The organism is Metapseudomonas cellulosilytica (assembly GCF_049334135.1).
GTDB lineage: Bacteria > Pseudomonadota > Gammaproteobacteria > Pseudomonadales > Pseudomonadaceae > Metapseudomonas.
In genome coordinates, this window is record NZ_JBHZGN010000001.1 from 243,978 (window position 1) to 263,802 (window position 19,825).

14 protein-coding genes and 2 pseudogenes are annotated in these 19,825 nt (G+C 63.1%); 9 read left to right on the top strand and 7 right to left on the bottom strand.

All coding sequences use genetic code 11. The features are described from left to right. Positions 1-121 precede the first annotated feature (121 nt). Together ACFW0H_RS01240 and ACFW0H_RS01245 are read right to left on the bottom strand one after the other, a co-directional pair. On the bottom strand, positions 122-5,602 hold the full coding sequence (locus tag ACFW0H_RS01240; protein WP_422912261.1) for an AAA family ATPase: 5,481 nt from the start codon (positions 5,600-5,602) through the stop codon (positions 122-124). 167 nt (positions 5,603-5,769) lie between these two features. Then, the gene (locus ACFW0H_RS01245) at positions 5,770-6,444 is read right to left on the bottom strand and encodes a response regulator transcription factor (RefSeq protein ID WP_422912081.1); all 675 of its coding nucleotides are present in this window, start codon (positions 6,442-6,444) and stop codon (positions 5,770-5,772) included. Positions 6,445-6,928: 484 nt separating this feature from the next. Between ACFW0H_RS01245 and ACFW0H_RS01250 the strand changes: the two genes are divergently transcribed. The 4 genes and pseudogenes from ACFW0H_RS01250 to ACFW0H_RS01265 all read left to right on the top strand — a co-directional run bounded on the left by ACFW0H_RS01250 (position 6,929) and on the right by ACFW0H_RS01265 (position 9,944). Beyond that, the gene (locus ACFW0H_RS01250; protein ID WP_422912262.1) at positions 6,929-7,321 is read left to right on the top strand and encodes a response regulator transcription factor; all 393 of its coding nucleotides are present in this window, start codon (positions 6,929-6,931) and stop codon (positions 7,319-7,321) included. Positions 7,322-7,760: 439 nt separating this feature from the next. After that, positions 7,761-8,111, top strand: a pseudogene (locus ACFW0H_RS01255) (catalase); the annotation flags it as partial. A gap of 106 nt (positions 8,112-8,217) precedes the next feature. Beyond that, complete coding sequence (locus ACFW0H_RS01260; protein WP_422912082.1) at positions 8,218-8,781, top strand: hypothetical protein; 564 nt, start codon at positions 8,218-8,220, stop codon at positions 8,779-8,781. Between the two features lie 143 nt (positions 8,782-8,924). Then, positions 8,925-9,944 (top strand): GlxA family transcriptional regulator, encoded by a 1,020-nt coding sequence (locus tag ACFW0H_RS01265; RefSeq protein WP_422912083.1) that lies wholly within the window; start codon positions 8,925-8,927, stop codon positions 9,942-9,944. 28 nt (positions 9,945-9,972) lie between these two features. On the opposite strand, the gene ACFW0H_RS01270 is transcribed toward ACFW0H_RS01265, so the two are convergent. Further along, positions 9,973-10,899 carry a LysR family transcriptional regulator gene (locus ACFW0H_RS01270; RefSeq protein WP_422912084.1) on the bottom strand — a complete coding sequence of 309 codons (927 nt, stop codon included), beginning with the start codon at positions 10,897-10,899 and terminating at the stop codon, positions 9,973-9,975. A gap of 301 nt (positions 10,900-11,200) precedes the next feature. Between ACFW0H_RS01270 and ACFW0H_RS01275 the strand changes: the two genes are divergently transcribed. From ACFW0H_RS01275 to ACFW0H_RS01290, 4 genes are all read left to right on the top strand, one after another. After that, a complete protein-coding gene (locus ACFW0H_RS01275) occupies positions 11,201-11,833 on the top strand; it encodes a response regulator transcription factor (protein WP_422912085.1) in 633 nt (210 codons plus the stop codon). 239 nt (positions 11,834-12,072) lie between these two features. Further along, positions 12,073-13,275 (top strand): NAD(P)/FAD-dependent oxidoreductase, encoded by a 1,203-nt coding sequence (locus ACFW0H_RS01280; RefSeq protein ID WP_422912086.1) that lies wholly within the window; start codon positions 12,073-12,075, stop codon positions 13,273-13,275. Between the two features lie 36 nt (positions 13,276-13,311). Beyond that, the gene (locus ACFW0H_RS01285; RefSeq protein ID WP_422912087.1) at positions 13,312-14,100 is read left to right on the top strand and encodes a cysteine hydrolase family protein; all 789 of its coding nucleotides are present in this window, start codon (positions 13,312-13,314) and stop codon (positions 14,098-14,100) included. A gap of 235 nt (positions 14,101-14,335) precedes the next feature. Then, positions 14,336-15,172 (top strand): alpha/beta fold hydrolase, encoded by an 837-nt coding sequence (locus ACFW0H_RS01290; RefSeq protein ID WP_422912263.1) that lies wholly within the window; start codon positions 14,336-14,338, stop codon positions 15,170-15,172. 346 nt (positions 15,173-15,518) lie between these two features. On the opposite strand, the gene ACFW0H_RS01295 is transcribed toward ACFW0H_RS01290, so the two are convergent. The 4 genes and pseudogenes from ACFW0H_RS01295 to ACFW0H_RS01310 form a co-directional block, all read right to left on the bottom strand. After that, positions 15,519-16,292, bottom strand: coding sequence for an SDR family oxidoreductase (locus tag ACFW0H_RS01295; RefSeq protein ID WP_422912088.1), 774 nt, complete (start codon positions 16,290-16,292; stop codon positions 15,519-15,521). Between the two features lie 58 nt (positions 16,293-16,350). Beyond that, on the bottom strand, positions 16,351-17,592 hold the full coding sequence (locus tag ACFW0H_RS01300; RefSeq protein WP_422912089.1) for an NADH:flavin oxidoreductase: 1,242 nt from the start codon (positions 17,590-17,592) through the stop codon (positions 16,351-16,353). 239 nt (positions 17,593-17,831) lie between these two features. Continuing rightward, positions 17,832-18,019, bottom strand: a pseudogene (locus ACFW0H_RS01305) (IS66 family transposase); the annotation flags it as partial. Between the two features lie 280 nt (positions 18,020-18,299). Continuing rightward, positions 18,300-18,821 (bottom strand): winged helix-turn-helix transcriptional regulator, encoded by a 522-nt coding sequence (locus ACFW0H_RS01310; protein WP_422912090.1) that lies wholly within the window; start codon positions 18,819-18,821, stop codon positions 18,300-18,302. A gap of 103 nt (positions 18,822-18,924) precedes the next feature. Between ACFW0H_RS01310 and ACFW0H_RS01315 the strand changes: the two genes are divergently transcribed. Next, positions 18,925-19,551 (top strand): cysteine hydrolase family protein, encoded by a 627-nt coding sequence (locus ACFW0H_RS01315; protein WP_422912091.1) that lies wholly within the window; start codon positions 18,925-18,927, stop codon positions 19,549-19,551. The last annotated feature ends 274 nt before the right edge of the window (positions 19,552-19,825 follow it).

Genomic DNA, 19,825 nt, shown 5'->3' on the forward strand with positions numbered 1-19,825 from the left:
CTGGCCAATGCTGCGTGCCCCGCCGCTCCTGTGCTGGTCGGCACCAAGATCGGGCTGTCGAAATACGCGAAAGTCCTCGCGGCGCGGGCGCTCAATCACGACAGCTTATTTGCAAACCCTCTCAAGCATCCTGATGGGCCGGCAGGGTGAATTGGACCACTGCACCCCGGGGCTGGCTGGCGCTTGCCCACAACCGGCCGCTGTGGCTCTCGATGATGGAGCGGCAGATGGATAGTCCCATGCCCAGGCCGGTGGGTTTGGTGGTATAGAACGGCGCGAAGACCTGCTCGGCCGACTCGGAGGCGAACCCCGGTCCCGAGTCGCTCACCGTCACCTGCACACAACCAGTGCTGTTCAGCGCCGTACCGATCTGCAGCCGCCGCTCGCCTTCGTCCACGCTATCCATGGCCTCCAGCGCATTGATGATCAGGTTGAGCAGCACTTGTTGCAGCTCGACCCGGTCTCCCTCGATCAAGGGCAAGGCAGCCGCCAGCTGCGTATGCACCTGCACGCCATGCTTGCTGGCCGGGCAATGGGTGAACTCGACCATCTCGCGGATGGCCTCGTTGATGTCCACCGGTTCTTTCTGCTGGGGCGCCTTGCGGATCATTCCGCGAATCCGACCCAGCACATCCGCCGCTCGGTTGGCGTCCCTGATGATGTTGCTGAGTACCAGCCCCACCTCGTCCAGGTTCGGTGGCTGGGCGCCCAACCAGCGCTGCGCAGCATGGGCGTTCGTGACGGTGGCGCCGATAGGCTGGTTGACTTCGTGGGCGATAGAGGCGGCGAGCTGCCCCATGGTGGCAACGCGGTTGGCGTGAGCCAGCTCCGTCTGCACTTCGCGATAGCGCCGTTCGCTTTCACGCGCCTTCTCTTCGGCTTGTTTGCGCTCGGTGAGATCGAGGACGAAGGCTACGCCCTCCTGGCGGCTGGCCTCAAAGGTGGCCACAGCGACGATCACCGGCAGTCGACTGCCATCCTTGCGAACGTACTCCTTCTCAAAGGGCTGCGCCCAGCCGACCCTGACGGCGTCCATCATCGCCTGCTCGGTATCCCCGAACAGCTCCGCGGGTGTCAGGTCCCGCCAACCGATACTGCCGAAAACCACATCTTCCCGCCGATAACCCACCATGCGCAGGAACGCGTCATTGGCCTCGGTGATCTCGCCATCGTTCCTCCAGAGAACGATGCCAATGATGTTGGCATCCATCAGGCGGCGGATCTTGGTTCCGCGCTCCGCCACGTCGCGGTACAGGCGAGCGTTTTCCAGGGAAATCGCCGCCTGGGAAGCCACCAGTTTCAACACGGCGGTCCGGGCTGGGCTGAATGCCCGACCGGTCAGGTTGTTCTCCAGATAGAGTGCGCCGATGAGCTTCGTCTGATTCATCAGCGGCAAGCAGAGAATCGAGCGTGTTCGGTGATTGCGCACGTACGGGTCCGCAGCGAAGGGCGACTGGGTCAGGGCATCGTCGAGCACCAGGATCTCCTGGGTACGCAGCACCTGGTAGAGCACCGACTCCGGCAGCCGCGCCTCGCCCGCCGGCACATCACCCAACCGGGTCCCGCCATCTCCGGCGGTCAACTCCGCTGCGATCCGATGTTCGCCGCCCTCTGACAGAATCAGCAGCCCTCGCTCCGCACCGGCCTGCTCAAGTGCGATACGCATGACCATGTCGATCAATTTCTCCAGGACGATCTCCCCCGAGACGGCCTGCAACACCTTGAGCACGGTGGCCAGGTCAAGGTGCTCCACCGGTGCCGCGATCGTCGTGGTCGGACGCGGCGGCGCCCCCTCCGCCCTCAGGTGGGGGTACTTCGCTTCCAGCTGCTGCACCTTGCCATCGGCGCCCCAGCACAGGTAAGCGTATCGGGCGCCCTGCAGGTATACGCGGGAGATCTTCTCGAAGCCGCGCGCCGCGTAAAAGCGCGACGCCAGTTCGTTAGCCAGCGCCTCGATGTGAACGAAGCCACTTTCCTGGGCCAATCGGATGGCCTGTTCATAGAGGTGCTCAGCTGCCAGCACCCGGCCGGAGGCACGAGCGATTTCGGCGGCGACCAGGGCGACCCGGCTGGCGAAGTTCTCCGGACACTGCTCCGCCCACACCTCCAGTTGCCGGCAGTGTGCCTCCATGGCGTCCAGGTGATGGGCGCGTTCATCGAGGGGCGCCTGTTCGCTCCAGGCGGAGCGGGCCAGCGCACCGTAGAAGTGGTACTCGGCCTCTTCGAAGAACGAGTACGTGCTCCAGAGCAGTCGCTGTGCCTTTTCGGCCGCCTCCATGGCGGCGCCGAAGTCGTCGGCGGTGTAGCGCGCCTGCAGTTGGCGGATCCAGTACCAGCAGGCCGCCAGGGCCCGGTCGGAACCGCTGGACAGGTGGGCCTCGGTGCGCTGCTCGCTGTACTGTCCGTCATCAAAGCAGCCGAACTCAGTCGTCAGGCCACGGAGCATGCGAATCAACGCCAGCTGCGTGTTGATGAAGTCATGGACCAGGCCGAACCGAACCTTCTCGGCATACGCCAGGCCCCGCTCCGCTTCGACCTGCACCTCAGGCAGCGGCTCGCCGGCGAAGAGCAGGTCCGAGTTGCGGCTGTTACCTGCGTAGGCAGCATAGGGAAGGTCGCCGACCCGGTTCGCCGCCTCGAAGGCATGGCGCAACAGGCTGCGACACTCCCGCACCGGACGGACCCAGCGCACCATGAAGATCGAGAAGCACAGGTAGGTGCTGGCCTCGAAGCGCTTCAGTCCCCGTCGTTCCACCAGTTCGCAGCCGAGCCGGCCGAAGCGGTAGCCGGCCTGGTAGTCGCCGAAGCGACGCCCGGCAACCCTTCCGACATTGGCGTAGAGCACACAGGAAGCGTCGCAGTTGCCCCGTTCAAGGCTGAAGCTGACCGCCTTGCAGATCGTCAGGCAGGTGAGGTTCGCATCCGTCTGCAGCGCCGGTGCGAAGAGTTTGCTGAGGGCGTCGACGGTCGCCAGGGAGGCCGCATCCTCCATCAACGGCAGGTCAACGAGGTCCTCGATGGTGCGGTCGCCGAGCAGCGCCCAGATGTGGTCGTACTCACGGCGGACTTCGTCGTCGCTCGGATGCGGCACCCACTCGATGCCCACAAGCCTGAGGTAGTCCAGGCAAACCGCCACCGCGCGGTCGCTGCGGCCCAGCAGCAAGTAGACGTCCATTCGCAAACAGGTCACTTGGGCCTGCTCCACGGTGGTCCCGGCGCGGAGGGACAACCGCTCCAGCCGCTGGTCCGCAATCGCCAGTTGCCCGGTGAGAAATTCGCATTCGGCACGATTCAGTTCCAGGGCGAAGAACAGGTCGTGCCGGCGCTCCCAACAGCCCTCCCCCAGCAGCTCGAGACCGGCGGCGAGGTAGGCGAGCGCCGAGGCGTAGGCAGTCGATGCCTTGGCGCGCTGACCAGCAACCAGGTTCAACTCCGCCAGCCGTTCCCGCTCACCCACATCGCTGAGCAGTTCGGCGCCGCGGTTGAGCTGCCCCACGATCTCGAAGATCGCCTCCTCGAGTTTTTCCGTGGGCGTCTGCGCGTCCATCAATTGCCCGATTCGCAGATGGGCCTGAGCGCGGGCGCCGACGGGAATCAGCGAGTAGGCGGCCTCGTGAATCCGGTCATGGACGAAGGCATAGGCACCTTCCTGCTTCTCCACCAGCTCCTGGCGCACGGCCTCCCAGAGCACGCCGCGGACCTGCCCCTGCGAGGTCCCCAGCGCAGTGGCCAGGGTTTTCACTTCGGCGACGTTGCCAAGGCAGGCCAGCTGCTGCAGCGCCTGCTGCGTCTCCACCGGCAGGCGCGCCAGCTTCCCCAGCATCAGGTCCACCACATTATCGGTGTACCCCTTGGCATCGATACTCTGCGGGTTCCAGCTCCACTGCCGGGTGTCGTGGTCGAACCGCAGCAGGCTTTCCTCCGCCAGCGTCTGGAGGAACTGGACCACGAAGAACGGGTGGCCGGCAGTCTTGTCCAGCACCAGCCGGGCTAGCGGTTCGATATGCGCCGGCTCGCAATGCAGGGACTCTGCGATCAGTTGTTCGATATGGAGCCTGGCCAGCGGTGCCAGGGTGATTTCGTCGATTCGCACACCCGCACTGCGGATGGCCCTGAGCTTGTCCGCCAGCGGGTGCGCAGCATCCACCTCGTTGTCGCGGTAGGCCCCGATCAGCATCAGATACCGCATATCCGAACGGACCAGCAGGTCCTCCAACAGGTCCAGGGTCGCCGCGTCGAGCCATTGCAGGTCGTCGAGGAACAGCGCCAGGGGATGTTCCGCCCGGGCGAACACCCCGATGAAACGCCGGAACACCAGCAGGAAGCGACACTGCGCCTGTTGCGGCTCAAGCTCCGGGACCGGTGGCTGTTCGCCGATGATCAGCTTCAGGTCGGGAATGAGGTCGGTCATCAGTCGCGCGTTGGGCTCCAGCGCCTCCAGCAACGCGCCCCGCCAGGTCGCCAGTTCGGCGTCCCTCTTGCAGAGCAGCATCCGCACCAGGCTCTGAAAGGCCTGCACCAGCGTCGAATAGGGGATGTCGCGCTTGTACTGGTCGAACTTGCCGGAAGCGAAGAGCCCTCGCGGCGGCACCAGCACCTTGTGCAGTTCATTGACCACAGAGGACTTGCCGATGCCGGAGTACCCCGAGACCAGCACCAGCTCAGGCGTACTACTGCCGATGATCCGGCCAAACGAGGCGATCAGTGCGCCCACCTCGTAGTCCCGGCCGTACAGTTTCTCGGGAATCAGGAGTCGGTCCGGCACGCCCTGCCCGTCCAATGGGAAGTCATTGATGTGGCGCTGCCGCTGCCAATCCGCCAGGCAACGCCGCAGATCATGTTCGACGCTGGCGGCGGACTGGTAGCGCTCCTCGGCGGTCTTGGCGAGCAGTTTCATGACGATGTGGGAAACCACGACCGGGATGCTCCCCAGTCGCTCACTGGGTGCAACGGGCTTCCTGGCGATATGGCAATGCACCCATTCCATGGCGTCGTTGGCTGTGAAGGGCAGCACTCCCGTCAGCATCTGGTACAGGGTGACGCCCAGGGCGTAGAGGTCGCTCCGGGAATCGATCGAGCGATTCATGCGTCCGGTCTGCTCCGGTGCCATGTAGGCCAGGGTGCCGGCGATAGTCTCGGGTGGCGCGGGCGTCTGTCGCTCACGGGGCAGACGCGAGGCAAGGCCGAAGCCGGTGAGGCGGGCCTGCCCGTCGACGCAGTTGACCAGGATGTGGGCGGGTTTGAGGTCCTTGTGGACCAGCCCGCGCTGGTGCAACTTGCCCAGCGCGCCGGCAATGCTCACCGCCAGAAGCAGGAAGGTCTCTGTCTCCATCGGCGCGCTGAGCAGCCCCGCCAGGGACTCGCCGCCGGGGTCCTCGAGCACCAGTTGCATCCGTCTGCCTTCACGAACCAGCTCAAGCGGCCGGACGGCCCAGGCGCCATCCAGTTCGTCCTTCAGGCCGAATTCATGAGCCATGCGATCGAGGCTGGCCGGCGCGGGCTGCTCTGCGGCCAGGCGCGCCACCAGCACCCCGGCGTCACCCTGCCCCATTCCCTTCTCTCGAAACAACACACGCTCGCCATCGTCCCACAGTGTCTGCAGCCTACTACCCATCGATGCAGGTACCCCATGTCGTTTCTTGTCTGCAACCTATCGCGATCGGCGCCCCGTCCGTCCTCGGCCTGGTATCTGCGTGCGATAGTCGGCCGCCCCTTTTCCCCCGGGTTGGCAGTAAAGCGTTCAGCCCGCTGGCTGGCGCTGGGCGCAAGTCAGCCCGACTTCTGCAATGGCGGCGAAATACCCAAAACCCCCGATCGCCTGACGAGATCCGCAACCGAGCGGACCCCAAGTTTTTTCATGACCTGTCCGCGATGCACCTTCACGGTCACTGGGCTGATGTTAAGTTCGGCGGCGATCTGCTTGTTCATCAGGCCCGCCACGACGAAGCCCATCACTTCCTGCTCCCGAGCGGTGAGCGACTCATAGGCTGCGCGCAACGAGGCCATGGACTGCTCGGCCGCGAGGCGCGCCCGATCCTGCGCCAGGGCGACGGCAACCGCGTCCAGCATGTCCTGGTCACGGAAGGGTTTGGCCAGGAAATCGACCGCTCCAGCCTTCATCGCCTTGACGGTCATTGAGATATCGCCATGCCCGGTCATGAACACGATGGGCATGCGTATGTCGCTCTGCTTGATCTGCTCCAGGAAGGCCAGGCCGCTTTCACCACGCAGACGCACTTCGAGGAGCAGGCAGTTGGGGGCGTCGACTTTCGGGAAGGCCAGAAACGCCTGCAACGACTCGAACGTTTCCACCCGCAGGCCGATGGAGCGCAGCAGCCCATGGAGGGCCATACGCATGGACTCATCGTCATCGACCACATAGACCACCGGCTCCCTGCTGCCGCCAGGGCCAGGAGCACGCTTTGAATGCGACCGCGAACTCATCTCCGCCTCCTTTTCACCGACCGGTCGTACATCTGGCAGGTGCAGAAACTCAGTCCAAGGCACCAGGGCAGGCCGACCAACGCCCTGAACGCGCGAGGCTATCGCGCCTGAGAAGTCAGCAGCCAGGACAAACTTCGCGGATTTCCTGCCACGACAAATACGCCCCCGGCCCCTGGGTTCCCGAATTGCGTACCAGCTTATGCGGGCGAGAACCGAGGCGTCATTTGTACTTGGAGTCGGTCGGACTATCCCCCGGACTCAGGCAGCCATACCTGAGTATTGCTTGGCACCCTACCCGTGCCGACAGGTGCGACACGCCGCTGTCACGGGCTTGGTGAGCTACTGATGACAAGTGTTCCCGACTGGTGCGAGTGGCTGAGCGCCTCACGAAGAGCGCCGACTATACCTAGGTGTAATTTGCCAGGTGACAAGAGCGGGTATCGTTGTAACGAACGAAGACGCCGTCGTGAGCGCCCCCCCAAAAATGCCGGAAACTAAAACTCGCAATACGGCTGTCATTGCAATTGTGGATGACGACGAATCTGTTCGTACGGCACTGGATGCCTTGTTGAGATCCAGCGGATACCACGCGCGAACCTATTGCGATGCCCTGGACTTCCTGAACTCCGACGGTCCCGCCGAAACCCACTGCCTGATCTCGGATATCCAGATGCCGGGCATGAGCGGCCTCGAACTGCATGACAGGCTCGTGACCATGGGGCTTCGCCTTCCAACCGTCTTCATCACCGCGTTCCCCGAGCCTTCGCCCCTCATGGGTAACGTTTCTCCGGACCTGCTCGCCTGCCTACTACGCAAGCCTTTCGAGGCCGACAAGCTTCTTGCATGCGTCGAATCCGCCCTCCGACGGCGTAGTTGAAGTTCCACATCAGTCTCCTGATGACCAACAGCTGACTTCGCATAGCAGGCCTGACCTCATGCACATTTCTACCGACCTCCCGTAGAAGTGTGTTTGGACACAAGTTCTCTCGTTGTCTTGCCCTTCTCCCATCATCCCGCCGACGTTGAACGAACGGTTTTGCGTTGTGGACCTGGGCGCTTTGGCGAGACGCAATGGCGGGAGCGATGAACGAAAGTATCAAGGCTCCGCACGAGGGTATGAACTCGCCGACTTCAGGTAGAAGTGATCCTGCATATCCGAAGGTTTATCGTGAATTGCTCTCAGCAATTGAATCAGGAAATACGCGGCCAACCCGTTCAACGGGAAAAAGACCTTGCAATTGCTGCGAATGAACTTCCGATCAATACCGAAGTGCAACTTCTTCCTGATAACCAACGTTCACCAGAAGGAAAAGAAAATGAACAAACTCACCATGGCATCCGGTGCTCCCGTCGTCGACAACGACAGCACCCAGACCGCGGGACCTCGAGGGCCGGCGCTGCTGCAGGATGTCTGGTTGCTTGAGAAGCTTGCCCATTTCGATCGCGAAGTGATTCCGGAACGGCGCATGCACGCCAAGGGTTCCGGCGCCTACGGCACATTCACTGTCACCCATGACATCACCCGCTACACCAAAGCCACTCTGTTCGCCACCGCAGGGAAGAAGACCGACGTCTTCGTGCGTTTCTCCAACGTGGCGGGCGAGCGCGGCGCGGCCGACGCCGAGCGTGATATCCGTGGCTTTGCCATCAAGTTCTACACCGACCAGGCCTATGGCGCTGGCGTCCGGGAAGCGGTGGAACGCGTCCACTGAGCAACGCTCGGCCCCGTCTGTGGCGGGGCCGACGGTCGACTACTGCAGAGGGTTGAACGTCATGAACCACGCCAAGGACAGCCTTTCCAGGCTCCCCTGCGGACAACGTCGTCACGCTTCCCTGCAGGTCAGGGAGCTGTCGGCCGCCACTCGGATAGAGCTGGTGGTGCTGCTGCAGCAACAGTACGCGCTCACTGCCGAGCTGCACGCCGACCTGCAGCTGGCCCAGTGGCTCCTGCGCCGCCTCAGCTTCAGGGCCCTGCGCAATGTGCTGCGCAGCATGGCCCTCATGGCAGCCAGCCAACTGGGCCAGCTTGCTCATCCCATCACGAGACTGGGCGGCTACCTGCCCGACGCCAAAGCGCTGCAGACCCAACTGCTTTTCGACAACACCGCATCCCTTGGCTTCCCGGATTGCATTGCACGGGTCCAGCGGGACATCGAAGAATTGGAGCGTCTGGCCGACTGCCTCAGCCGACTGCTGGAGGGCGCCTCGATCCGCAGCGAATCGCTCGACACCTTCCGGCTGGAGGACACACGACAGGCCGGCCGGCTGCTGGCGGCCAGGGTGCGTCATGTGCTGGCCCCCGAGGAGTCGCATCGACCTGGAGCTGATTTTCCCTGAGCGACAGCGCCAACCCACCGCAACTGCCGGAGTATCGAACAAGCCACCCGGCGCCGTCATCGTTTGCAACCGTGACCGCCGCCTTGGACGATCAATGATAAAATTCTGATGTCCCCCCCCGCGAATCCGACAACGGCAGGCCTATGAACACGCCCAGCGTCGAGTCTTCGCTCCAGCCCATGGACCAGCCTCGCCTGGTGGTCTTCGTGGTCTACCCGCAAATGGCGCTACTGGACCTCAGCGGTGCCCAAACCGTATTTTGGGCTGCCTCCAGGGCCATGACGAAACGGGGCCTACCGGGCTACCAATTGCGCACTTCCAGCCTGGAGGGGGGACTGATCGAGACAGTGGAAGGCATGTCCGTGGACACGCTGAGACTGGAGCAATCGCCAGACCAGCCCGTGGACACCTTCATCGTTCCCGGCGCTCCCGACATCTGTCAGACCCTCGACGACTACCAGCCACTGGCGAACTGGCTTCGCGTCGCCGCAGGCCGGGCGCGGCGCATTGCCTCGGTCTGTAGCGGCGCTTTCCTTCTGGCCAAGGCCGGCCTGCTGGACGGCCGCCGCGCTGCCACTCACTGGGCCATGTGCGACGCCCTGCGCGAGAGATTTCCCGAAGTCGAGGTGGACGCCGATGCCATCTTCATCCAGCAGGACCAGATCTGGACCTCTGCAGGGGTGACCGCCGGTATCGACCTGGCCCTGGCCCTGGTGGAGGCCGACTGCGGCCGCGAGGTATCCATGCAGGTGGCCCGTCAACTGGTGGTGTACCTCAAGCGGCCCGGAGGACAGGCCCAGTACAGCGCACTGCTGCAATCGCAGTCCCGCGACGCGGCCGTGTTCGATGGATTGCACCTGTGGATGGCGGAAAATCTGGGCGATGAAAAGCTTACGGTGGAAGACCTCGCGCAGCGGGCCCAGATGAGCCCGCGCAATTTCTCCCGGGTCTACAAGCAGAAAACCGGCCGCTCCCCCGCCAAAGCCCTGGAACTGTTTCGTCTGGAGGCGGCTCGGCGGATGCTGGAGAACTCATCCCGGAACATCGATCGGATCGCGCGGCTTTGCGGGTTTGGCGACGAAGATCGGATGCGCAACACCTTCCAGCGCAACCTCTCCATCTCCCCGCGGGATTACCGAAGCCGCTTCTCCCGGGCCGATTGAGCACGGTCGCTGCAATGCCCTGACCGGCTCAAGCGACCGCCCTGGGCCATTCCCATTGCTGGCCCAGATGGAAGCTGAAGCGCGAGCGCAGCCAACGCTCCCGAGGGTCATCATGACTCGTGCCGTGCCAGGCTATCGACAGGTCGCGCTCCGGCAGCTCCAGGGGCGCGAACTGCGCGCGCAGGTCCCGACGCACCATAGCGAGGGCCACGTAATCCGGCACCACGGCCAGCATGTCGCTGCCGGCAAGGAGTGCTGGCAACGCGCTGAACTGTGGTACCGCCAGTACCACCTTGCGCTGCCGCCCCAACCGGCTCAGGGCATGGTCGACTTCGTCGATCACATTGCCCACGGACGACACAACCACATGGGGACGCCTGCAGAAGTCGTCCAGGCCAAGGGTCCCGACTGCCCCGTCCGCCCGCAGCAGCATGGGCCGTATCGTCCGCAGTTGCTTGCGTCGGGCATTGGCTGGCAGATCGCGGGTATGGCTGACACCAAGGGAAATTTCGCCAGCCATGAGCAGCTGCGGCAGTTGCCACTGGTCCGTCCGACGCACCACCAGGGTGATGTTGGGCGCCTCGTCCCGCAGATGCCGCATCAGCATCGGCAGCAGGGCGTACTCCACATCATCCGAGAGCCCGATATGGAAAGCCGCATCGCAGGTCAGTGGATCGAAATCCTGGAAGCAGCTCAGGGCAGCAGCGATGCCGTCCAGGGCCGGCGCCAGCCGGGCGTGGATCTCCTCGGCCCGCGCCGTGGGCTCCATCACTCGCCCTGTGCGAATGAACAGAGGGTCGTTGAACATCGATCGCAAACGACCAAGGGCGGAGCTGATGGTGGGCTGGCCAAGGAACAGCTTCTCCCCCACCCGCGTGACGTTGCGCTCGCGCATCATGGTTTCGAAGACAACCAGAAGATTGATATCGGTACGCCGCAGGTCATTTCTGTTCATGGCATTCAGCGCCTCCAGGCACTCCAGGCAAGTGGATTCCTGTGGCAGCCGCACACCGCGTCCGCATCCGCAGGAACCAGCCGGCGCCAGGTCAGCTTATGCAGGGGCTCACACCCAGTCACTTGTACGTCGGGTCGCCTTCGCCATCTCTTCGGACTGTGCCTCTATACGCGGGTATCGCTGCATGGGTGCGCATGGCAAAAACCAAGGGATATTTGGCATAGGCGGTCGACTGCGTTCCTCTTAGGATTTGCCCGCCGAGGTGTCATCAGCCTCTATCAACAAGGAACACAGCTCAGCCATGAACAGCAGTACCACCGGCGCCGAGCCCTTCGTCTATGTCGTGGATGACGACAGCATGCTCCGAGAGTCCGTGGGCAGCCTGTTACGCTCCATCGGCCTACGGGTCGGATTGTTCGCCACCGCCAGCGACTTCATGTCCTTCACCCGCCCCGATGTGCCTAGTTGCATGGTCCTGGATGTACGCCTCCAGGGTGCCAGCGGGCTGGACTTCCAGAGTTACCTGGCTTCGTCCGACATCCACCTGCCCATCATCTTCATGACCGGCTACGGCGATATCGCCATGACCGTGCGCGCCATGAAGGCCGGCGCCGTCGACTTCCTCACCAAGCCTTTCCGCGACCAGGACCTGATCGACGCCGTTTCGCTTGCCCTTGCACGGGACCACCAGCGCCGCGAATCCGAACAAGGCATGCAGGTGCTGCGCATTCGCTACGAAACCCTCAGCGCCCGAGAGCGAAAGGTCATGGCACTGGCCGTGTCTGGTCTGATGAACAAACAGATCGCCGGGGAGATCGGGCTGAGTGAAATCACCGTGAAGACCCATCGTGGCCAGGCCATGCGCAAGATGAATGCGCGCACGTTTGCCGACTTGGTGCGCATGGCGGAGGCACTTGGATTGAATAGCGACTGACTTCAGCGCTTTTCTGCAGCCCTCCTGCATATACCTTCGTATATATGCAAGAGACCTAGGCTTACTTGTTCAATCCTCACGTAGAAGTGTCTGCAAAAAGACCCGCGAATAAGATTGCCCAACAGCGAACGACTTGAACGACTGAACTTTTTCACGCGTTTAAAAACAACTCCCATGTCGTCGCGATCAACTTGAAGAAGATTCTTCGAGGCCAATCATCCTTATTCGAGGAGCAAGTCATGAAGCAGCACATTCTGGTCATTGGTGCGGGGTTTGGTGGCGTCTGGAGCGCCTTGAGCGCCGCCCGCCTGTTGGACATGCACGATCGCAACGATGTGGAGATCAGCGTGCTCGCCCCCCAGGCGGAACTGCGGATGCGCCCGCGCTTCTATGAGCCCGAGGTGCACAAGATGTTCGCTCCACTGGGCGACCTGTTCGACGCCGTGGGCATCCGTTTCATCAAGGGCACCGTCCAGGGCATCAACGAACAGCACCGGACCGTCCGCTATGACGACGAATCCGGCATGTCGGCCACCCTGGGCTACGATCGCCTGGTGCTGGCGACGGGCAGCCAGTTGCATCGCCCTGGCCTGGCCGGCATCCACCAGTTCACCTTCGACGTGGATCAGATCGAAGGCGCGGTTCGCCTGGAAAACCACCTCAAGTCCCTCAAGGACCGCCCGTACACTCCGGCGCGCAATACCGTAGTGGTCGCCGGCGGTGGCTTCACTGGCATCGAGACGGCCACGGAGATGCCCGAGCGGCTGCGTGCCGTACTGGGTGCGGACAGCGATGTGCGGGTCGTGATTGTGGATCGTGGCGCCCAAATCGCCGCCGTCCTGGGCGATGACATTCGCGGCCCCATCGTCGAGGCCTCCAATCACCTGAACGTCGAATGGGTCGTCAATGCAAGCGTGTCCTCTGTGGATGCCGACGGTGTGACCCTGGCGGACGGTACCCGGATCGAGGCCAGTACCGTGATCTGGACCGTTGGCTTCCGCGCCAGCCCCCTCACCGAGCATCTGACAGCTGTGCGCGACCCGCAGGGCCGACTGCACGTGGACGACAACCTCAAGGTGTTCGGCCAGGACAACGTGTTCGCTGCCGGCGATGTGGCCTACGCCGCAACCGATGACGTTGGCAACTTCGCGGCGATGTCCTGCCAGCACGCCATCTGCCTGGGCCGCCATGCCGGCAACAACGCCGCCGCCGACCTGCTGGGGATCGAACCGACACCCTACCGCCAGCCTAAGTACGTGACCTGCCTCGACCTCGGTGCCTGGGGGGCGGCCTTCACCGAGGGCTGGGATCGCCAGCTCAAGCTGGTCAAGCATGAAGCCAAGGAGCTCAAGACCCAGATCAACACCATCTGGATCTACCCACCGGCCGCTGACCGCGCCGCTGCCCTGGCTGCCGCAAATCCGGCCATCCCAGTCGCCTGATTTCCGGCCGCGCCCCCTTCTTTGAGGACACGCAAAATGACCTTCAACAGCACCCACCCCAGAAAAATGCTCTACGCCAGCTTGCTGGCGGCCGTCCTGGCGGCGCCCGGCATCGGCTTCGCCGCCGAGAAGCCCTACGCCGATCCGGTCAAGCCCGCGCTCCCGGCGTCGACCTTTCAATGGGACATGAGCCGAACCGCCCTGGTCGTGATCGACCCGCAGATCGACTTCATGAGTCCAAAGGGCGCAGGCTGGCCGGTCTTTGGCGAGAGCGTTACCGAGCAGCATCTGGTGCCGAACCTGGGCCGGCTGTTCACGGCCTTCAAGAAGGCCGGTGCGACCGTGGCCATCTCGCCGCACTACTACTACCCCCACGATCATAAGTGGGAGTTCGAGGGGCCGGCCGAGACCGTTCAGCACAAGCTTGGCCTCTTCGATCGCAAGGGCGCCCTGACGCTGGATGGCTTTCGCAACTCGGGCGCCGATTTCATGCCGGAGTTCAAGCCCGTCATCGAAGACGGCAAGACCATCGTCGCCTCGCCGCACAAGTTGTATGGCCCGCAAAGCAACGACCTGATGCTGCAGCTGCGCAAGCAGCGGATCGACAAGATCGTCCTTGCCGGCATGGCCTCGAACCTGTGCGTCGAATCGCACCTTCGCGAGTTTCTGGAGCGCGGGTTCGAGGTGGTCGTCGTGCGTGACGCCGTCGCCGGCCCGAAGCTTCCCGACGGCGACGGATACGGCAGCGCACTGGTCAACTTCCGCTACATCGCCAACGGCCTGGTGACCACCGACGAGGTCGTGCAAAAGCTGGAAGGACGCTGACCGTTGGGCCGATCAACCTACCGACCAGACACGGGAGTCTTCAGGGCTCCTGTGTCAGCTGACTGACGCGGAGTCACCCATGAGCGATACCACGAACGTTGGGCCCATCAGCCCGGATAGGCGAGATTTTCTACTGCTCGGATTGAGCGCCGCGGCCCTGGCTGCCCTACCCTCGGCGACCTTTGCTGCACTCTCATCCGACCCTTCTTCCTCCATCAACCACGGAACCCTGACCTTGAGCAAAGTGACCACCCGAGATGGCGTTGAAATCTTCTACAAGGACTGGGGTCCGAAGAGCGGCCAGCCAATCGTGCTCCACCATGGGTGGCCGCTCAGCGGTGACGAATGGGATAGCCAGGCCCTGTTCTTCGTTGGCCTGGGCTATCGCGTCATCGCACACGATCGGCGCGGTCACGGCCGGTCTTCTCAGGCTAGCGACGGCCACGACATGGACCACTACGCGGCAGACGTCGCCGCACTGGTGCAGCATCTGGATCTGCGCAACGTTGTGCATATCGGTCATTCGACCGGTGGCGGCGAGGCGACTCGCTATGTAGCCCGGTATGGGCAGGTCGAGAAGCGCGTGGCCAAACTTGTCCTGATCGGCGCGGTGCCGCCCATCATGGTGAAGACCCCGGCAAATCCAGGCGGTCTTCCCATCGAAGTGTTCGACGACTTCCGCAAGCAACTGGCAGCCAACAGGTCGCAATTCTATCTGGATGTCGCCAGTGGCCCGTTCTACGGCTTCAACCGCCCAGGTGCCGTCGTTTCGCAAGGTTTGATCCAGAACTGGTGGCGACAAGGCATGGCCGGCGCGGCAAACGCCCACTATGACTGCATCAAAGCCTTCTCCGAGACCGATTTTACCGATGACCTGCGGGCGATCACCGTACCGACCCTGGTCATGCACGGTGACGACGACCAGGTCGTTCCTATTGCCGACTCCGCGCTGCTGTCGATCAAGTTGCTGAAGAATGGAACCCTGAAAGTATTTGAGAAGTACCCGCACGGGATGTGCGCGACACATGCCGAAGTGGTCAATCAGGAACTGTTGAAGTTCGTTCGCGGCTGACTGGGCCAGGCTGTGTCCCCCCCTGCTCTGGGGGGGACGCGCCCGCGGACTTGGAAGCCGGGTGAGGAATGTCAGGTGCTCCTCTGGGGGCACCTGCTGTACGGATTGGCCGGATGCTCACAGGGCGGCGTCTGATTGTCGGTCGTCGACATCATGAACTCTCTTGTTGACGGTAATGAGCTGGCAAATGACCGGGGCACCCGTTCGCGGATGGCCGCGCGGCCTGCGTTCAAGCACGATCCATTCAGCGGAGCGCACGTTGGCTGACCGAAATAATGGCGATCACGATGCAAAGTGCTGCGGTGACCAGCAGCACGTTTTCGCTGACGGCAAGGATGCCCTGCTTTCAGAACCGCGTCGGCCGGATCTGGGCGTCGATACCACCATCGACAAACAGCTGCGCGCCATGGATGAAGCTGGCTTGCGGGCTAAGCAGGAACGCCACCACCGCCGCTATTTCACTCGGTTCGGCGTTTCGCCCCAGCGGCGAGACATAGTCGCGGATCGCCTGGCCGAAGCGCGCATCCTGCATGCCAGCCTGCAGCAGCGGCGTTTGGGTGGCCCCCGGGGCGATGCTATTGAGGCGCACGCCGACCTGACCCCACTCCCGCACGCGGCGGCGCACCGCCACGGTGAGGGCATTCTTCGAGGCCGAATAGGCCAGGTAGCCGGCCTGGTCGCCAGCGGCCATCACGCCCTCGCCGACCTTCACCTCATCTCCAGCCTCAAAGGCCGCTGCCAGGGGATTGGTCTCCCAGTCGATATCCACCGAGGCGGTGGAGGAGATCACCACCACCGCCGGCGACTGGCCGCCGCGCAACAGCGGCAGCAGGCCGTCGAGCAGTTCCACTGCGCCGAAATAATTGACCGAACTGATCAGGCTCTCCGGTTTCACCTGCGGTCCCAGACCGGCGCACAGCACCATGCTGTCAAGGCGACCGCCCAGGCGCTCAAGCAGCGCATCCAACACGTGCTGGCGCCCCTCGGGACTGGACAGATCGCCATTGATGTCGGCATTGCGCAAATCCACACCCACGACCTCATGGCCGGCGGACTCGAGCAACTGACGGGTAGCAGCGCCGATTCCCGACGCGGAACCGGTTATCACAGTAGTAGGCATTGCTTTACTCCTGGCGAGGGGAAAATGCGCGCCTGTCCAGTGCCGGACGCGCCCGGAATCAGGACGCGGCGCCCTGGCTGTTGAGCTGCGGATCACCGGGTTGTCCCAGCACGCAGGAGGTGCCGCCCGGGGTATACATCATCGCCACGCAGCGATTGCAGGCGGTGCAGATCGAGTCGCGACTGATGCCCGACTGCAGCTTGTTGACATAGTCGTGCTCGGCGATCAGCACGCGCCCCATGGTCACGGCATCGAAGCCCTCGGCCATCAGTCGCTCGATCCCGGCCAGGCTCTTGGCCCCACCCAGATAGGCCAGCGGCATCTTCACTGCCGCCCGGACCTTGCGGGCATGCTCGAGCAGGTACAGCTCGCGGAACTCCACCTTGGGTTCGATGAGGCTCTGGATGAACATGCCGGCAGCGACGATCGGGTTGCTGACGGTGACGCGGTTTTCCTTGGGAAAGGTGGAGCCGAACATGGTGGTCGTCGACTCGACGTTCATCCCCGCGCTCAACACCAGCAGGTGCGCACCCTCACGTTCGAGGATACGGGCGATGGCGGCGCCGTCCTCGGCGGTATTGCCGGCCCGCACGCCCTCGGTGATGCTGAACTTGCACACCACCGCCAGGTCCTTGCCGACCGCATCGAGCACCTTGCGCAGCACCAGGCTGGGGAAGCGCAGGCGATTGTCCAGGCTGCCGCCATACTGGTCGCGGCGCTTGTTGTACAACGGCGAGATGAACTGGCTGAGCAGATAACCATGGCCCATGTGCAGTTCAACTGCGTCGAAGCCGGCCTCGCGAACCAGCCGCGCGCCGCGCACGAATTCGTCAGCGACCCGCAGCATGTCGACTTCGGTCATCGCCTGCTTGCGGAACATACCGCTGAGCATGCCGACCTTGTTGAAGCCGCCGCTGGCGGACAGCGGACGCGCAGTCTGGTGCGGCGGCAGGAAGGTGAAGCAGCCGCCGTGGGTGATCTGTGCCGAAGCCGCGGCGCCATGGCGGTGCACGGCGTCGGTGAGCACGCGCAGGTGCGGAAGTCTATCCTGGTCGAGGACGATCTGGTTCGGCAGCGTGCAGCCATCCGGGCTGACGGCACAGTAGGCCAGCGTGGTCATGCCCACGCCACCGGCAGCGATGTCGCCATGGAACTTGGCCAGCTGTTTGCTCGGAATGCCGCTGGGGGACATGCCCTCGTTGGTGGCGGACTTGATGAAACGGTTGCGCAGTGTCAGCGGGCCGATGGTCAGCGGGCTGAAGGGGGACGGCGCAATGGCCTGAACGTTGTTGTTCTGCATGGCTAACCCTTTGTTGTTCTAATTGTCAGTGCAGCGGTTACTGCCCAGGTCGAAAACCAATAACGCCAGCAGCCTGGCGTGCCCAGGAACTGGCAGGATTGTTCTCCCTCCCTCCCGGTAGCAACATCGTCCAACAGGACTAGGGGCCGGTACGGTGGCGGTACCGCTTAGCGAATACGCAACCTGTCTGACCTGAACGGTGACGATCTGGTCACCAAGGCCTTTGCAGGGCAACAGCCAATCCTCTGCACCGGCGTTTCATTAGCGTGGAAACGCGCTGGACCAGTACCGCTTCGCGTAGTGCATCAATCAGTGGTTGAAGTTGAACACCGGTTTGCCCCACCCACTGCGCGAGCGTCGAGCGAGCGATAGCCAGGCCCGCACGGCCAAGGATTTTCTCCTGCCGGTACAGCGGCAAGTGGTCGGATGATCCTTGCACATCATCAGTACATCCCTCTGCGCCCATAAGGGGGTACAGCCCAGGCTCAAAGATCTTGCCACCCTGTAGAGGACATCGCTGACATTGTTGTCGTTGGCAGCGCTACTCAAGGGCCGTGCAAGCAGCAGTATGCCGAGCAATCTGACCATCAGGCCCGTTACCGTCAGGCGGTTGATCGGCGCCTGACGCAGGAATATAAAGGCCGTCGTTCTGCACGACCTGACTCAGCCATGCATCGCTGATCCCCTCGCATAGACCAGGCGCACAGTCAGTCCTGTTTTTCCTGAGCCCCGCTCCTGGCGATTCTGAAGGCTTCCAGCCGGCTGTCGCGCTCGTTGGTGTATGCGGGGCTCAGCTCTCCCACCAAGTCCTCCCGCCGCAGCAACTGGCCACATCCGTCGCACAAGGGGCCAAGGCCCGACGGTTGCCCGCAACTGTGCATCAACCTGACCGCCAGCCCCTCAGTCGGCGACTTGCACCACTGCTCACCCCAGGCACGCAGTGCCAGGATCACGGGGTAGAAGGCTTCACCCTTCGCACTTAGCTGATACTCGTAGCGCAGCGGCCTTTTGCTGTACGGCATGCGCACCACCAGGCCGTCGGCCTCCATCTGTTTCAGACGCGTTGCGACCATCTGCGGCGTTGCACCGGTCTGCGCCTGGATCTCGTCGAAGCGACGGACGCCCATGAACAACTCACGCAGGATCAGCACAGTCCAGCGATCTCCGACCAGGTCCTCGGCACGGGCGACCGGGCATAGGGTTTCAACGGATTTGTTCGGGCTAGGCATGGGTACTTCCATTTTCAGATTTTGCTGATATGATTTTCATAGCTTTGACGGACGCTGTCAAACCAGGGACGACTGATCACCCTCAAACGGCGAGGAATCCATCATGTCGCACACCGCCTATCCTATCGGCACAACGGCTTATCTGCTGGTCGATCCCTACAACGACTTCCTCTCCGAAGGGGGCAGCGTCTATCCCCTCATCGAGCCCATCGCCACACAGGTCGGTCTGCTCGACAACCTGCGGGCACTGGATCGCGCAGTGCGCGAACGCGGCATTCAGGTGGTGATAGTGCCGCATCGCCGCTGGGAGCCTGGCGATTACGAGACTTGGGCGCACCCGAGCCCGAACCAGCGCAAGATCATGCAGGGCCATCACTTCGCCCGCGGCGAATGGGGCGGTGAGTGGCACCCCGACTTTGCACCGAGGGACGGAGACATCATCGCCGCGGAGCATTGGGGGTCGAGCGGGTTCGCCAACACCGACCTGGATTTCCGCCTCAAGCAGAAAGGCATCACCCACGTCATTGTCGTCGGTCTGCTGGCCAATACCTGCATCGAATCGACAGCGCGATACGCCTCGGAACTCGGTTACCACGTCACACTCGTACGCGACGCCACAGCAGCCTTCCGACACGAGATGATGCATGCCGCTCATGAGTTGAACGGCCCCACGTTTGCACACAGCATCGTCGACACGCGCGAGCTCCTCCTGGCACTGCAACAACACTGAAGGGCGCGCGCCATGTCCGAACCGTCCACGATCGCGACCGGAATTTCCGGTCGCCTGATTGTCATGATGGCGGTGAGCTGCGCGCTTGCCGTCTCGACCATCTACTACCATCAGCCACTGCTGTCGCAGATGGCCTCGTCATTCGGCCTGGTGCCAACGCAGGCCAGCCTGATCACCATGCTGACGCAGCTTGGCTATGCGATCGGACTGCTGCTCATCGTGCCTCTGGCCGATTGCCAGCACCTGCAGTTGCCTCCCCTGCCCTCCGCCCAGG

What these genes read in the sequence shown, in the direction of transcription:
- ACFW0H_RS01285 (WP_422912087.1), top strand. Translation starts at nt 13,312, where the DNA reads ATGACCTTCAACAGCACCCACCCCAGAAAAATGCTCTACGCCAGCTTG.
- ACFW0H_RS01310 (WP_422912090.1), bottom strand. Translation starts at nt 18,821, where the DNA reads ATGCCTAGCCCGAACAAATCCGTTGAAACCCTATGCCCGGTCGCCCGT.
- ACFW0H_RS01280 (WP_422912086.1), top strand. Translation starts at nt 12,073, where the DNA reads ATGAAGCAGCACATTCTGGTCATTGGTGCGGGGTTTGGTGGCGTCTGG.
- ACFW0H_RS01270 (WP_422912084.1), bottom strand. Translation starts at nt 10,899, where the DNA reads ATGAACAGAAATGACCTGCGGCGTACCGATATCAATCTTCTGGTTGTC.
- ACFW0H_RS01260 (WP_422912082.1), top strand. Translation starts at nt 8,218, where the DNA reads ATGAACCACGCCAAGGACAGCCTTTCCAGGCTCCCCTGCGGACAACGT.
- ACFW0H_RS01250 (WP_422912262.1), top strand. Translation starts at nt 6,929, where the DNA reads ATGCCGGAAACTAAAACTCGCAATACGGCTGTCATTGCAATTGTGGAT.
- ACFW0H_RS01275 (WP_422912085.1), top strand. Translation starts at nt 11,201, where the DNA reads ATGAACAGCAGTACCACCGGCGCCGAGCCCTTCGTCTATGTCGTGGAT.
- ACFW0H_RS01265 (WP_422912083.1), top strand. Translation starts at nt 8,925, where the DNA reads ATGAACACGCCCAGCGTCGAGTCTTCGCTCCAGCCCATGGACCAGCCT.
- ACFW0H_RS01295 (WP_422912088.1), bottom strand. Translation starts at nt 16,292, where the DNA reads ATGCCTACTACTGTGATAACCGGTTCCGCGTCGGGAATCGGCGCTGCT.
- ACFW0H_RS01315 (WP_422912091.1), top strand. Translation starts at nt 18,925, where the DNA reads ATGTCGCACACCGCCTATCCTATCGGCACAACGGCTTATCTGCTGGTC.
- ACFW0H_RS01300 (WP_422912089.1), bottom strand. Translation starts at nt 17,592, where the DNA reads ATGCAGAACAACAACGTTCAGGCCATTGCGCCGTCCCCCTTCAGCCCG.
- ACFW0H_RS01245 (WP_422912081.1), bottom strand. Translation starts at nt 6,444, where the DNA reads ATGAGTTCGCGGTCGCATTCAAAGCGTGCTCCTGGCCCTGGCGGCAGC.